Below are 15780 nucleotides of genomic sequence, written 5' to 3' on the forward strand. Positions count from 1 at the left end.
ACCGATGTGGCCATGATGCTGCCACTCTATGACGACAGACAAGATGTCTCTCACTTCCTGATTTCCACCCATAAAATCAGCGGACGTTTATTTTCACAAGAAGAGATACTGGCCTTGCAAGGAATGCTTAAAAAGGCTCAAGGCTATATCAATATGGAGTGCAAAATTCGACAATCTCAAGCACTTGCGAATACCATTGCCCATGAAATGAGAAACCCTTTAGCTCAAGTATTACTGCATTTCGAAGCGCTCAGTTCACATATTGCACGTGGTTCGCAAGTTGTAGAGCTTGAAAAAGAGATAGAAAACGGAAGAAACGCCGTTGAACGTGGCAAACAACTGATTGATATCATACTACGCGAGGTGAACAGCGCCTCTTTGGACGATGAGCCATCCTCCTCCTACTCCATCACACAGCTTCTTAAAGGCTCGTTGGAACAATACGGGTTTGAACACCCTAATCATCGAGAGCGTGTTGATCTGCGGATAGACGGTGATTTTTACGTAAAAGTAAATGACACTCTGTTTAACTTTGTTATTTTTAATCTATTACGAAACGCGATTTACTATTTTGATTCTTATCCTGATAGTCAAATTACTATTTCAGCGTCACAACACGAAAATCAAGCGACCGTGGTCATACGAGATTCTGGGCCAGGTATTTCTGACAAGATACAGAGCCAAATTTTTAACGACTTTTTCTCACACAATAAAAGTGGTGGCAGTGGGCTGGGCCTGAGCTACTGTCAACGAGTCATGACTTCCTTTGGTGGCACCATTCGATGCCATTCTAAACTGGGTGAATTCACTGAGTTTCACCTCATATTTCCCGCGGTAAGCCCTCCACCAATCAATGAAAGAAAGACGAGCGGTGTGGTTAAAAATACCGACAAAAAACATCGCGTTGATGTGAGTAAGGTTTCCAATAAACATATTTTAGTTGTTGATGATAAGGAAGTTCAACGAGCTTTAGTCACTCTTTATCTTGAACAGCTGAACATGGGGTTCAACGTCATTCAAGCCAACAACGGAAAAACCGCCATTGATATCTTTAACACTAACCCTATTGATCTTGTGATCATGGACGTGCAAATGCCTATCATGAATGGCTTTGAGGCTTCGATTGAGCTAAAGAAAATATCCCCCGCAACCCCTATCATCGCTCTGTCTGGAGAGTCTGGCGCCAAAGAACTGTCTCTGATTGCTCGCCTAATGGATGATCATTTGACTAAGCCAACCGGACAAGATGCATTAAAAGAAAAAGTACTCAAATGGCTGAATAAAGATAAGGAAACTCAATCGATCCATTAGTTGGCATTTAATATGCTTCATTTTCTAACAACGATGCGGTGGCAATTTTTTGGCTAACAAAAGCCCTCCGCGCCGATTTAGATTAGGAGCAATCACTATGGATATTCATCGACACACATACTACGGATTAATTCATCACGGAATAAAAACGCTGCTTGTGGATCGCATTGGTCATTTTACTGAGGCGGAATACCACGAATACTTAAATGTCATGACAGGAAAGTCCTGTTGTTTTTCAATGAGCGATGAAGAGTTAAGGTCAGCCGTCGACAATTTAAGAACCGAAGGGTATCTAGAAGATATAAAACAACTGGTTTCAACTCAACAAACCTCCAGTTTAGAAAGATAGTTCGCTAGCTGGAGAGTACACAGTTATCCCTAGTTTTATTATTCCTTGTATTTATTGTGCCTTGGTTATTGGTTATTGGTTATTGGTTATTGCATTGTTTTTTCTTTGGTTGAATTCACGCGACGGCAGGCCAATCCAATAATGGAAAATCACTCTTCAGAATTATAACGCCACTTTCTTAATCTCTATTTGCTACAATGCCTGAATAACTGTTCTCAGCGACCTCTCTGGTCGCTGTTTTGTTTTTTGGAATACCTATGACTCATGAAGTGAATGCCCCAAAAGGGCAACTGTTATTAAGAACCCTCGCAATGCCCGCAGACACCAACGCTAATGGTGATATTTTTGGCGGTTGGATAATGTCTCAACTCGATTTAGCCGGTGGTATCCTAGCTAAAGAAATTTCTTCAGGCCGTATTGTTACCGTTTCCGTATCCAGCATTACCTTTAAGAAACCCGTGAAAGTGGGCGATGTAGTGTGTTGTTATGGTGAATGTAAAAAAATTGGCAGGACTTCGATGTCCATTAAACTAGACGTATGGGTCAAGCCTGTTAAAGAAGATGGTGTCGGTGAACGTTTTCAAGTGTGCGAAGCCACGTTCAATTACGTAGCAATCGATCAAAATGGTAAACCTCGTTTAATTCAGCAGCCCTAAGCTCACATTAAGGTTATATTATTGCTGAAGAAACCTGCTAAAGTCAGTACATTACTTTTCAGAGAATGAACCGAATCATTCAACAAACTCGCTAAATATTATAAGGATATAGCCATGTGGTACGTAATTTTTTCAACAGATATTGAAAACTCACTCGAAAAACGACTTTCTGTTCGCCCACAGCACTTAGCCAGGCTAGAGAGTTTAAAAGAGGAAGGTCGCTTGCTGACGGCAGGTCCAATGCCAGCGATTGATTCCGACAATCCAGCGGAAGCCGGCTTCACAGGGTCGACGGTAATCGCAGAATTTAATTCACTGCAAGATGCGCAGCAATGGGCGGATGCAGACCCTTACATAGAGGCTGGTGTTTATGCCAATGTCATCGTTAAACCATTTAAGAAAGTATTTTAATATGCGTAAAGTTATCATTGGTGCTTTGGCTTCTTTGATGTTATTTGGCTGCTCTTCTAATGCTAATCAACAAAGAAACCTTGAACTCTTAGCCCAAAACCGAGCCAGTGTTTTGAGCTCGGAGCTACCTTTGGAGTATGGTCCTCTGTCAATCATGCAAGCGAGAGCAAAGGGTACAACCATCGAAATAATGATGGTTTACAACGATGATGCTCCTGGTGCAAAACCCACTCAACAAGTCATGAAAATGAGTGTAGACAGCTATTGCAGTGACCCCGATGTCAAAAGTAATCTCGAAGTGGGCGTTAGCTACCGTATACAAATGCGCAACAGTCGAGGCCAGCTCATGATTGACCAATACATCGACAATAGTACGTGCCAGTAGATTGAAATACCGGTGACCCCGGTGATGTTAGATCGACCACACTGCTCAAAAATGCCATATCTTGATATGATGATTTTTATCTTTTCACCGTGATACGCATTCAGACTAGCAGCAATTGAAGCTTGCATATTCTATATCACACATATACAGTATGCGATTCAGATCACATATATACTCTTTGTTACCTCAAACACTTGAGAAATAGTAAGAACCCGCTGGAGTTTCCATGAAAAAAATCATTTCTGCACTCGCTGTTACCGCTGCACTTGCATCATCTGTCGCTTTTGCTTCTACGCCTGTGATGTTCTCATCGATTAATAATTTTAATGCACCCGATGAGCAAGCGGTTGGTGGTGTACGTGTTGCTGCTCTTTACGGTAAAGTCGATGACCTTAAAGGAGTTGATTTGGCTATTGTTGGCCTTTCTGAAACGAACAATACAACGGGTGTTAACCTGGGTTTTTTTGGCGCTTCTAAAGTCAACGAATCTATGACAGGCGCATCTTTAGGCTTTTTTAACTGGAATACTGGTTCAACGCTTGGCGCAAACATTGGTGCTGTCAACTTAACCAACGATGTTAAAGGCGCGAACATTAGTTTTGTTAACTATTCAGAGGGCAATACGCTGGTTGATATTGGTGCAGCAAACCTTTCTGATACTTCAACCGTTCAATTTGGCTTTTTCAACAAAACAGCGAAAATTGAAGGCGTTCAAATCGGTATCATTAACTGTGCTGATAATGGGTTCTTCAAATGCTTCCCTATTGTCAACTTCGCTAAATAGTCTACCTTTAGTCCGAACTTAGCACTTAGAACATCGCTCTAAAGAAAAACTTCGTCGGACAATTAAACGATACATAAACAAAATGCCGCTACCATAGCGGCATTTTTTTATCGAAGACTGTTCTACCTTATTGTGTTTACTCGCTAAGCTATTTCTCGTTCCTTCCATTCTTTTCTTAACGATTTTGCCGCTGAAACCAGATTGGTTAAGGCTTGCTCTGTTTCTGTCCAGTTACGCGTTTTCAACCCACAATCTGGATTAACCCATAAACGGCTCGCTGGGATTTTCTCTGCTGCTTTTCTTAGTAGGTCTTGAATCCACGCTTCTGATGGAATATTTGGCGAATGAATGTCATACACTCCTGGTCCAATTTCATTGGGGTAGTTGAACTCTTCAAAAGCGCGTAATAATTCCATATTCGAGCGAGAGGTTTCAATGGTAATAACATCCGCATCAAGCGCCGCGACGGAATCAATAATTTCATTGAATTCGCTGTAACACATATGCGTGTGAATTTGTGTTTCTGGTCTCGCACTGGCCGCTGAAATCTTAAATGCGTCCACCGCCCACTCTAAGTACTGCTTATGATCTCTCTTTTTCAGCGGCAAACCTTCACGAATCGCAGGCTCATCTATTTGAATAATATTAATGCCTGAATTTTGCAAGTCAGAAACTTCATCTCTAAGAGCAAAAGCAAGCTGCTGGGCAATTTTTTTACGGGAGATGTCTTCTCGAGGGAATGTCCAACACAGTATCGTTACTGGGCCTGTCAGCATGCCTTTCATGTGTTTAGAAGTCAGAGATTGTGCATAGGTGGTCCAATCCACGCTGATTGGCTTTTCGCGCTCAATATCAGCAACAACAATCGCCGGTTTCACGCAGCGTGACCCATAGCTTTGTACCCAACCAAATTGAGTCGTTTGAAAACCTGAAAGGTGCTCTGCGAAATATTCCACCATATCATTACGTTCGGCTTCACCGTGCACCAGTACGTCCAAATCTAGGGCTTCTTGGCGTTTCACGGCATCGGCAATATGCCCTTTTAACGCTTCATTATATTGGGATTCGGTTAGAAGGCCTTGCTTATATGCACTTCTCTGAGCTCGAATTTCACCCGTTTGCGGAAACGAACCAATCGTTGTTGTCGGCAATAAAGGTAACCCAAGTACAGTTGATTGATGCTTAGCGCGTGTTACATATTGCTCACTTCGCTCTGATAATGCCTTGGTAATACTGTTAATACGCGCTTCAACTTGAAGCTTATTCACCTGGCTTGATGAGAGCCTTGCAACAATAGGTTGGCTGTATTTCTCACACGCTATAATCGCTCTACCATCGCCATCGATAGCAGCCGCGAGCAACGCAACTTCTTCAACTTTTTGTTTAGCAAAAGCAAACCACGACTTCACTTCTGCACTTAGATCCTCTTCTAACTCCAGATCAACTGGGCTATGCAGCAATGAACACGATGTGCCAATCCATAACCGTTCAGCCAGTTTGTCTTTCACTGGCTTCAAGCGTTCAGCCCAAGCGCTTAAATCTGCGCGCCAAACATTCCGACCATTAATCACACCCGCAGACAATATCCAGTCTTGAGGTAGTTTTGAAACAACCCGATCTAATTGCTCTGGTGCAGCCGCTAAGTCGATGTGTAAACCTTGTACTGGTAGTTGCACAATCTTGTCAATCGTATCGACTACTGAATCAAAATACGTCGTGAGTAGCAGCTTCACATCACTTTGAAGCACTTGGTAGGCAAGTTTGAATGAATCAAGCCACTTATCTTCCAGCTCTAAGGACAAAATAGGTTCATCAATCTGTACCCACTCCACACCTAAGCTCGCAAGTTTTGAGAGAATGGCTTGGTAAGCGGTCAATAAACGAGGCAGCAATGTCAGACGATCAAAGCCCTGCTCGACTTCTTTTCCTAAATATAGATAACTCAGTGGACCAAGTAGAACGGGTTTGACTTTATGCCCCGCTTTAATAGCTTCATTCACTTCTTCGAATAGTTGCGGCCAACTGACTTCAAAACTGTCATCTTGGCTGAATTCTGGAACGATATAGTGGTAATTGGTGTTGAACCACTTGGTCATGTCTGAAGCAGCGTTGCCGTGACTCGCTCCCGTACTGCTGCACCCACAACTCTCTTGGGATTGACCCCGGCCGACTTTAAATAATGTGTCTAAATCGGGGAAGCCATCTCGATGACGCTTTGGTGTATGACCCAATAACAGTGTTGTCGTTAACACATGGTCATACCAAGCAAAATCCCCCGCGGTAGTAAAGCTCAGCTTTGCATTATCTTGCAACTGCCAATGCTTTTTACGCAGGGTTGAACCTACCTCTTTGAGTGATTTTTGATCTATTTCTCCACGCCAGTATTGTTCCAATGCAAATTTTAGCTCTCTTTTTTCGCCGATACGTGGGTAGCCTAATATATGTGTTGTGGTGGTTGCTGCTGTCATTTCCCTAGTCCTTCTGATGATTACGGTTCTGCGCCAATAATTCTTAAGCTAGTTAGTCATGATTACTAAAGAGCTCTAGATGGCCAAACTATCTCGTTTTTCATCAATATGAACAATCTCCATTTATTCACCTTGTTTATTAATAATATTCATGAACATTCAACCAAATAGCCATCTAGATGTTTACACATCTAATATTAATGGGTAGATTAGAGAAGCTAATGAAGCTTCTAGGAAGATGAGAGGAACTCATGATTGAGCTAAAACATTTACGCACTCTGACCTCATTAAGAGAGACCGGGTCATTAACCGCCACCGCCACCGCACTGCACCTGACTCAATCGGCGCTGTCTCATCAAATAAAAGATCTCGAATCCAGAATCGGTGGGCAGCTCTTTTTGCGTAAAACGCGACCAGTGAAATTCACGTCCGAAGGGGAAATTTTACTTAAAGTGGCCAATGAGGTATTGCCGAAACTCGCTCAAGCAGAAAATGAAATTGCCAGTTTGAAAGAAGATGTGAATGGACGATTGCACATGGCCATCGAATGCCACTCCTGTTTTCAGTGGCTTATGCCTGCTCTCAAAGAGTACCAACTCGCTTGGCCAAGTGTCGCCCTTGATTTTTCATCAGGATTTGGCTTTGAGCCCTTACCTGCCTTGATGGCTGGTGAGCTCGATCTTGTTATTACCTCAGACATTCAACCCCGATCTGAAGTCCACTATGAACCCTTGTTTGATTTTGAAATGCGTCTTATCACCGCAACCACTCATCCGCTCTCAACAAAGGAGTGTATCGAGCCGGAAGATATCATGGATCAAACCATGCTCTCTTACCCGGTGCAGAAACAGCGCCTTGATATCGTAAAACATTTTTTGCAACCCGCAGGTGTGGAGCCTCAGAAATGGAAGCAAGCCGATAACACCTTGATGCTAGTTCAAATGGTGTCTGCAGGGCTAGGAGTTGCTGCTCTACCCAACTGGGCAATTAGCGAGTTTTCAAGACAAGGGTTAATCAGCAGTAAACCTCTAGGCAAAGGCCTCTGGCGCAGGCTGTTTGCCGCCACGCGAAATTCCGAGAAAGATAAGCGCTACTTACAAGCCTTCTTTTCGACCGCCAAACTTCAATGTAAAAGCCACCTTGATGGGATCAAGATGGCTTAAAAGAAATGGCTGATATATCATTGTTTATGTGCGCATTTCCTCGTCAAACAAGGAAATGCGCTTAACGTTGGTATGCTTTAAACTGATTGGTTAATGGATCATATTGATAACCTAATACATCCAGCTTACCGATTAGGCTTTCCACATCCATTTCATACGTGCTGACCAACTCGTCAAAGCTGTCACATTCTAATCGCAGCTTTTCGTTAACGATACCCAGAAGGATGGCGTTATCGAGACGAGTAATATTGCTAAGATCCATCATTATTCTCCTTTATTGCGAGAGTTAAACTTCTCAGGGGTAAAGATAAAGAGATAAAAAGTAAGAGCTAAACGTTTACCAATACAAGCTTTACTCAAGGCGCATATCTTACTTACGCAACCTTGCTTAAAGCATAGTTGTTATTCATAGTATCACTGTGATTTCTTAGTTAAAAAGTGATCCTCTTCTAAATCACCATGATTTGAGATGAAATGGTCGCGGAGCATAACAATAACAGCAACCCCAGACCTATCTGAATTTTTTCTGGTGCGCGAGTCACCAATAAATGCCAACACGAAACCACCACCCCAATCAACACAAATAGAAAACTAGTAACGAGCGGTGTCAATAATAGCGCCAACTGTGACTCATGGAACTGATAAATACTCGCTAAGACACACCCGGTGAACATCATTGCGGCAATCACTACGGTCACAGGTAAGATTCGATGGAACGCTTGTAAACGTGTTCGAGCAATGGTCAATAATAAGTGAGAGAAACTTGCACCAAGCAAAAAAATCAGAACAAAGTAAGTAAGAGATTGAGACACACTCACTTGCTGAACAATTTGAATTCCCACAAACGACAAGGCAAAGCCATTCGCGAGAAATAGCAACCAAATAGGACCAGCATCACGTGTTTTGCCCGTTTGAACACGAGAATAAAAATAGAATATCGCAAAAACCACCATAAATGCTTCGATTTTCAAAGAAGCAGTCGCTAACCATAGTACCCCTATCGCTGGTAGCATTTTATGAATACGCCCACGCTGGCCTGGGCAAATGTCCCCTTTCACTAAAATGAGTGTCAGTACAAGCTGTGCCCCAAGAAGCATCGCTGGAAAAAGAGAAATTAAGTGATTGATCATAATATCCACGGTTAAAAATCGAAGGTTCAATAATTAGCAGAGGATGATAACAGACCTAAACCCATTCACTAACCGCAATCATTCACAAACCGCTATTGATGCCTTATTTGTCACACCAGAGCTAAGTTGTGCAGGGGTCAATGTTTCTGTAGTAGATAATTCATGGCGGCTTCTGACTCTAAAATCCCTTTGTAGCCCCCCTGTTCATCCACGAGTACCCAAGGAAATGGCAGTTGTTCTTCAATATAGCGTTCTAAATCTAAAAGAGACGAACGATGATCCAACCTTGAAAATCCAGTTCTCATTAACTGATTCACAGGACGATGCCAAATGGCGGCCTCACGGTTACTCTCTAACTCCGTCCCCATTTGAGGTGTTAGGTGTAAATTCACCTCAAGCTTTGACACCAAACCCACGCATTTCTTGTTCACAATAACGGGCAAGGTTAGCGAAGGAGAACTTTGAAGCCTTTTATTGACCTCAACAAGCGGTGTACTTGGGTCTAACGTCCCTGCATCAGTCGCCAGATTAAGCAACGTCAGTTTTTGTTGTGTATTTCTAAAACCTTCTAACTCCGACGCTAACGCCACTTGGTAATCGAGCGCGTATGTAATGTTTCCGATAGCAACCGGTTTAGAAAATAGATAGCCCTGCATATAGTCGACCCCTAGAGCCTTAAGCACACTTAACTCCGCCAAGGTTTCCACTCCCTCGGCCACCACCTTGATACCTAAGGTGTGAGAGAGTTCTGTGATCATTTTTACTATATGGTATTGCCCTGACCCTTTTGTTATCTCTCGAACAAACTCACGATCGATTTTCAGAATGTCAAAATGCCTCTCGCGCAAGTAGTTGAATGAAGAATACCCTGTGCCGAAATCATCAATGGCGATTTGCACACCACTTGCACGAAGAGCCTGCAAAGCTTTACCCTGGCTAGGGCTACTCTCAAAATAGGCACTTTCAGTGAGCTCAATGGTTATTGATTCAAAACCATCAGCGTAGTGTTCAAGCATCTCCGATGTTTCTTTCAACACCTGTTCCGTTCCCAAGTTCGTATTGAGTGAACGGTTGATCGTTAGCCCAACCTTATCACCACAAACGGCTCGGATTTTACTCAGATCACCTAAAGCAATCATTCCAACAGCGCTGTCCAGCTTTGGTACAAGCTCAAGATCTTCAGCAATATTGACCATTTCTTGGGTCGTAAAGTCCAGATTGGGTATTGGGGTGAAGCGGCACAATGCTTCAAACTTGGCTATCTGCCAGGTGTTGGCGTCAATAATCGGTTGGTAATGTACATGAAGTTTATGGTTCGCTATCGATTCTCGAACAATCTCTTCGAGTATTTTTTTTCTTTCCAGCTCTTTATGAGTTTTACTGTGGTAAAACGAAATGCTCGTTTGACCACTAGGCTTGCTATCCATCATCGCTTGCATCGCATGAGAAATGGCTCGTTTAGGGACATCGGTATCATAACCAATTATGGATACCCCAATTCGTCCGCTAACCACATATTCATGTATGTTTTGTTCGCCTTCCAATTTAACTTCTTGGAAAAACTGGCTAATCGATTTCATTAATGCACGTTGTGGGCTTATTTTTTTCTGTGAAGGGCTTTCAACGCAAACAACAAAGACACCATTTGAAAGGTATCCAGCCAAACTGCTGTAACGGCTGCGAGACAACATATCGGAAAACAACTGCCTATTTTCCAGAATGGTTTCCTCGCCAAAAGTCGGCTGCATCGCAATCACCACTTTTCGGCTATCGATCGTATCCGAAGAACACAGCTCTTCTAGCAGTTTAACAAACCGATCTTTAGTCGGCAGTTGAGTTAAAAGCTCAACCCCGCCTAATCCTTTATCGGCAATTCGATACAATTGATTCGATAAATCGACGACGATCCCTAGGTAATAAACTTTATTATCACTAAAGGTGACCTTTTGGACGGTGAGATCTTGAGGTACCGTTAATCCCGCAGCAGTACGGCTTAAAATACTGCCGCCCCAAGAACCTTTTTCGTGAATGTCTCGCCACATATCTTGGTAAAATTCGTCGGGATATTTGCCTGCATTAAATATATTGGCTTTTAATCCCAGCATTTCATTTCGCTTAAACCCTTTTAACTGCTCAAAATAGCGATTGCACGTTAAAATTCGAGTCTCACTGTCTGTGACGACGATGCCATGATGCGTATTCTCAAACAATATTTGAAAAACTTCACACAATTCACTCATTGACGTTAAACCAATCAAAGGACGAAATGTCCCACTGACCGCGTTTTTCTCTGGCTTCTCCATGTAAACTTCAACCTGAATGAAACCCGTTCCTTTGGGCATCAGAGTGCAATTAACGTATTCACTGACTCCAGTTTTAAGAACTCGCACCAGTGCATCTTTCAAATCACGTCTCTGTGTTCCCGGCATATATTCCAAAATGTCGTCCATTGACGAAATTAAATTGGGCGCGTTGAGTAAGCCTTCCAGTTCTTTTTTATCAAAGACAAACTCTCGCTTATCTAAATTCAAATACCACTCATACACGGCAGAGGCATTGAATACTGAATCAATCTCGAGTACTCCAACATCTGACACTTCATTATCCAGCGTACTCTTATTTTGAACCATAGATATACTCTCGGTTGTTGCATCTGATTTTGTTAACGTTGCCCGACTCATTTTATAGAGAACCTGTTTATAGAAAACTCGCTAAGTCACTATTATGAATATAGTTGAAACTATAGATCGCTCGCGGTTTAATTGGGACTTTTTTCTGCATTCTTGCCTATAATTTCCACTTCATTGCAACGAAACTAGCTACTCAGTCAACAACTCGCTATACTTCGCCCTCGCAATTCTAGAGGTCAAAATATGCACAGCAAAATCACACCAATCTTTGAACACAAAAAGTACTGGGCCGAATGTTTTGGAACGGCTCCTTTTCTTCCTACTAGTAGAAAAGAAATGGATATGCTTGGTTGGGATAGCTGTGACATTATCATCGTTACCGGAGATGCCTACGTTGACCACCCTAGCTTTGGTATGGCGATTATTGGCCGATTGCTTGAGGCCCAAGGGTTTCGTGTCGGTATTATTTCTCAACCCGCTTGGAACAATAAAGATGCGTTCATGGCACTCGGCAAACCAAATCTCTTTTTTGGTATTACAGCCGGTAATATGGATTCAATGATTAATCGATACACGTCTGACCGTAAGCTACGCCACGATGATGCCTACACGCCAAATAACGAAGGCGGCAAACGCCCTGACCGCGCCACTCTCGTTTACTCTCAGCGCTGTCGCGAAGCTTATAAAGGCACTCCGATTATTCTTGGTGGTATTGAAGCCAGTTTGCGCCGTGTCGCCCATTACGATTATTGGTCAGATAAAGTGCGTCGCTCTGTTTTGTTTGATGCAAAAGCGGATATTCTACTGTTTGGTAACGCTGAACGTGCTTTAGTGGAAGTTGCTCACCGTCTTGCTGATGGTGAAGACATGAGTACCATGACCAATATTCGTGGTACAGCAGTTAACATTGCGGCAGCCCCTGAAGGCTTTAAGATCATCGATTCTTCGCGAATTGAAAAACCGAATAAAGCGTATGTTCCGGTTAACCCGTATGAAGTTGAAACGCAGTGTGACACCAAAAAAGATGAAAAAGAAGCAGTAAAGGCTCAACCTATTACCATTCGTCCTTCTCGACACGATGCCAAAACAACCGCGGTTCGTATCCCTGCGTTTGAGAAACTGAACAACGACCGAATCTTGTACGCACATGCCAGCCGTATTCTTCATTTAGAAACTAATCCATATTCTGGTCGAGCCCTGATACAACGCCATGGTGATCGCGAGCTTTGGGTTAACCAGGCACCGATTCCCCTCTCTACAGAAGAGATGGATTACGTATTTGGTCTTTCATATAAACGCGTTCCGCATCCTATGTACGGTAAGGCAAAGATACCCGCCTACGATATGATTAAAACCTCCGTCAACATTATGCGTGGTTGTTTTGGCGGTTGCTCATTCTGCTCTATTACCGAGCATGAAGGTCGTATCATTCAGAACCGTTCGAAAGAATCGATCTTGGATGAAATCGAAGATATTAAAGAGAAAGTGCCTGGATTTACTGGGACAATATCCGATCTGGGTGGCCCAACAGCCAACATGTATCGCTTAGGGTGTTCAGACCCGAAAGCGGAAATTAACTGTCGTCGCCCTTCATGTGTGTTCCCGAAGATCTGTGAAAAACTGAACACAGACCACCAGCACACTATCGATCTTTATCGCTCAGCGAGAAAAGTACCAGGCGTTAAGAAGATCATGATCGCGTCCGGTGTTCGTTACGATCTAGCGATTGAATCTCCAGAATACGTTCGTGAGCTTGTGACTCACCACGTTGGCGGTTACTTAAAGATTGCTCCAGAACATACTGAAAAAGGCCCTCTGGACCTCATGATGAAGCCAGGAATGGGCACCTACGACCGTTTCAAAGAGATGTTCGAGAAATACAGTGCTGAAGCAGGCAAGAAACAATATCTCATTCCTTACTTTATCTCTGCTCATCCTGGCACTGAAGATGAAGATATGCTTAACCTTGCGATGTGGTTGAAAAAACACAATTACGAATGCGATCAAGTACAGAACTTCTACCCATCGCCTATGTGTAACGCCACATCAATGTACTACTCAGAGACAAACCCTTTGAAGCGCGTTAAATACAAAAAGCGCGAAGATGTCACGGTACCAAAAGGCGATCGCCAGCGTCGTTTACATAAAGCCCTGTTGCGATACCATGATCCAGATAACTGGAAAATCATTCGTGAAGCCTTGATCAGTATGGGCAAACCGCACCTTATCGGTGATAAGGCAAACTGCTTAGTTCCCGCTGAAGATTTGGAAACCATGACACCTGCACAGCGAAGAAAATCAGGTCGTCACGGAGCCAATCGATTTGCTACTAAACACACCAAAAACCAGCCTGGTTTTGGCCCAAATCGTTCCACGCCAGGTGAAAACACAGAGAAGCAAAATAAAGGGAAGCAAAATAAAGGGAAGTCAAACAATCAGAATGCAGGTAAGCAAGGATCGGGGCAAGGGCAAAAGCCGAACCGTTCTGGCAAGCCAAACCATAGCGGACCAGCAGGGAACAATTACACTGGAAATAATGCCGGTGGGAAAGCAGGCGGAAACAGAAATCCCAAGCGTCGCTAAAGCGATGGTTGGCTGATTATACCAACCAGTCAAACCGATATGGGTTAGTGTTTCACTAACCCATTTTTTCTAAAACGTACTCTATAAAATCACTCTCCGACAGCGGTTTACTAAAATAGTAACCTTGAATAAACTCAATATTTTTCTGTCTCGCATAATCAAGTTGCTCTAACGTTTCCACACCTTCCGCAACAACAGGCTTATTTAGGTTCGTCGCTAAAGACGCGATTGAGTTAAAAACGGTCTGTAATTTTGTGTTATCTACCACGTGTGTCACAAATGCCCTGTCAATTTTTATTTCATCAAAACTCAAACGACAAAGATAACTCAGACTGGAAAATCCAGTTCCAAAATCATCAATAGACACTTTAAAACCAATATCTTGCAGTTGCTTCAATACTTGATTTACGTAGGTAAAGTTGTCAATCAACGCCGATTCTGTCAGTTCCAACTTGATATTTCTGGGCTCAATATGGGCGTTTTTAATCGCTGATGAAAGCTTACTAACAAAGTCAACATCCAGTATCTCAACCACGCTGATATTGAGCGCAAACAGAATGCTGGTGGTATCGACGCCTTTTCTTTCCAACTTAATGATCAACGCTTGCAATTTTTTAACATTAAACTTTGTCAAAAGGCCGATATCTCCGATTCTCTCCGCTATTGGAATGAATTCAACTGGCGAAACCATTTGTCCTTTAACCGTCCAACGAATCAAACACTCTGCCCCTGTTACTTGTTCGGTGAAGGTGTCATGAACAGGCTGAAAAACAACATAAAATGACTCATCGAGATCGCCCTGGGAGACCGCCGCTCTAAACGCATTTTCGAGATTATTTTGATGTTCTATTTGTTTTGCTAAGTCTTCCTGAAATTCGGCTAAACGTACCCGCTCAGATAGCACATCCAATATCGCCATCTCCGCTTTGTTGACACTTTGCTCGTGAGAGTCTCCATCTTTTTCACGGTAGTATCCTAACGCAACATTACTAAAAAAATGTCGACCATTAAAATGAAAAGGGGCATTCAATGCCGTGTAAAACTCGCCAACATCAAACTCTACATTAGGTGGAATAAAGATATTAAAGCTGTCTGTCGAGTGTTTACTACAAATCGCACAGTCTATTTCCGTACTAACACGCGCAACAATCTCCATAAAGACCAGATTAGCAACGGCAGTACCCCAAATTTCGTTGATACGCTGGTAATTGCAAATTCGTACACAACATACTAAGCCAACATCGTACTCAGAAGCGATCTTAGCTAGAAACGCTTCTCGATACAGCAGCCCTGTATGTGGGTCTAACATCGACAATTGGCGATTAAGTCGTCGTGTTGTAATCAATTCACCTTGCTCGACAGCATGTAAAACGCAGTACTCTTTCTGAAACAGAATCGCTATTTTTATCCACTCAACATTTTTGTCTGGGTAACTGATCCCTATCTCTATTTCGCTTTCTTGCCAGTCAGTGACAGCCTGTTCAACGAATGTAAGCAAATCGACGGGTTTATATTGATCGTCAACAAATCCAATATCTGCACCAAACGCATGATTCCCGACATCGGTACGAAACAATTCCTTTGCTTGTTCCGATACCTTTTGAACGAGCAAATCCTTGTTGATAATTATATAAGCTATATTTTGAGCCAAAAACTGCTCACTTAACGTATTCATTTATCCACCAATGCCTTTTGAACTTGATAAGGTAGCGCGTGCAAAGAAAACACGCCTTTAACCCCTCCTTTGGCAATCGCCTCTTTTGGCATACCAAAGACCAAACTGCTGTCTTCATCTTGTGCAAGCGTTACCGAACCTGCTTGATGCATTTCCGCCATTCCTTGTGCTCCATCACTGCCCATACCGGTCAGAATGACACCAACCGCGTTATAACCTGCTGCTTGCGCCGCCG

At 42.9% G+C, this 15780-nt stretch carries 14 protein-coding genes; 8 read left to right on the top strand and 6 right to left on the bottom strand.

The window, feature by feature from the left end; all coding sequences use genetic code 11:
• The 6 genes from ACP45E_RS06675 to ACP45E_RS06700 all read left to right on the top strand — a co-directional run.
• Positions 1–1311 (top strand): hybrid sensor histidine kinase/response regulator (locus tag ACP45E_RS06675; RefSeq protein WP_141707245.1); only part of this gene is annotated, 1311 nt, incomplete at its 5' end.
• A gap of 97 nt (positions 1312–1408) precedes the next feature.
• A complete protein-coding gene (locus ACP45E_RS06680) occupies positions 1409–1660 on the top strand; it encodes a hypothetical protein (RefSeq protein ID WP_017038990.1) in 252 nt (83 codons plus the stop codon).
• A 257-nt stretch (positions 1661–1917) separates the two neighbouring features.
• Entirely contained in the window at positions 1918–2316 is a 399-nt protein-coding gene (gene yciA, locus ACP45E_RS06685; protein ID WP_017038991.1) for an acyl-CoA thioester hydrolase YciA, read from the top strand.
• A gap of 114 nt (positions 2317–2430) precedes the next feature.
• Positions 2431–2727 (top strand): YciI family protein, encoded by a 297-nt coding sequence (locus tag ACP45E_RS06690; protein ID WP_017038992.1) that lies wholly within the window; start codon positions 2431–2433, stop codon positions 2725–2727.
• 1 nt (position 2728) lies between these two features.
• Positions 2729–3112: a GspS/AspS pilotin family protein gene (locus ACP45E_RS06695; RefSeq protein WP_017033815.1), complete on the top strand. Its 384-nt coding sequence runs from the start codon at positions 2729–2731 to the stop codon at positions 3110–3112.
• Positions 3113–3338: 226 nt separating this feature from the next.
• A complete protein-coding gene (locus ACP45E_RS06700; protein WP_017033814.1) occupies positions 3339–3896 on the top strand; it encodes a VC2662 family protein in 558 nt (185 codons plus the stop codon).
• A gap of 143 nt (positions 3897–4039) precedes the next feature.
• Here ACP45E_RS06700 and metE read toward each other — a convergent pair whose 3' ends face one another.
• Positions 4040–6364 carry a 5-methyltetrahydropteroyltriglutamate--homocysteine S-methyltransferase gene (metE, locus tag ACP45E_RS06705; protein ID WP_017038993.1) on the bottom strand — a complete coding sequence of 775 codons (2325 nt, stop codon included), beginning with the start codon at positions 6362–6364 and terminating at the stop codon, positions 4040–4042.
• A gap of 251 nt (positions 6365–6615) precedes the next feature.
• Between metE and ACP45E_RS06710 the strand changes: the two genes are divergently transcribed.
• Entirely contained in the window at positions 6616–7527 is a 912-nt protein-coding gene (locus ACP45E_RS06710; protein ID WP_017033812.1) for a LysR substrate-binding domain-containing protein, read from the top strand.
• Positions 7528–7588: 61 nt separating this feature from the next.
• Here ACP45E_RS06710 and ACP45E_RS06715 read toward each other — a convergent pair whose 3' ends face one another.
• From ACP45E_RS06715 to ACP45E_RS06725, 3 genes are all read right to left on the bottom strand, one after another.
• Entirely contained in the window at positions 7589–7789 is a 201-nt protein-coding gene (locus ACP45E_RS06715; RefSeq protein ID WP_017038994.1) for a DUF4250 domain-containing protein, read from the bottom strand.
• A 187-nt stretch (positions 7790–7976) separates the two neighbouring features.
• On the bottom strand, positions 7977–8657 hold the full coding sequence (locus tag ACP45E_RS06720; protein ID WP_017038995.1) for a hypothetical protein: 681 nt from the start codon (positions 8655–8657) through the stop codon (positions 7977–7979).
• A gap of 137 nt (positions 8658–8794) precedes the next feature.
• Positions 8795–11287: an EAL domain-containing protein gene (locus ACP45E_RS06725; RefSeq protein WP_017038996.1), complete on the bottom strand. Its 2493-nt coding sequence runs from the start codon at positions 11285–11287 to the stop codon at positions 8795–8797.
• A gap of 243 nt (positions 11288–11530) precedes the next feature.
• On the opposite strand from ACP45E_RS06725, the gene ACP45E_RS06730 reads away from it, so the two are divergent.
• A complete protein-coding gene (locus ACP45E_RS06730; RefSeq protein WP_017038997.1) occupies positions 11531–13870 on the top strand; it encodes a YgiQ family radical SAM protein in 2340 nt (779 codons plus the stop codon).
• A 55-nt stretch (positions 13871–13925) separates the two neighbouring features.
• Here the strand turns inward: ACP45E_RS06730 and ACP45E_RS06735 are convergent, their stop codons facing one another.
• Both ACP45E_RS06735 and ACP45E_RS06740 read right to left on the bottom strand, forming a co-directional pair.
• A complete protein-coding gene (locus tag ACP45E_RS06735) occupies positions 13926–15545 on the bottom strand; it encodes a bifunctional diguanylate cyclase/phosphodiesterase (RefSeq protein ID WP_017038998.1) in 1620 nt (539 codons plus the stop codon).
• Positions 15542–15780: chemotaxis protein CheB (locus ACP45E_RS06740; RefSeq protein ID WP_277815683.1), on the bottom strand; the 239-nt coding region annotated here is incomplete at its 5' end. The genes ACP45E_RS06735 and ACP45E_RS06740, both read right to left, overlap by 4 nt.

The organism is Vibrio genomosp. F10 str. 9ZD137 (assembly GCF_049974785.1).
Taxonomy (GTDB): Bacteria; Pseudomonadota; Gammaproteobacteria; order Enterobacterales; family Vibrionaceae; genus Vibrio.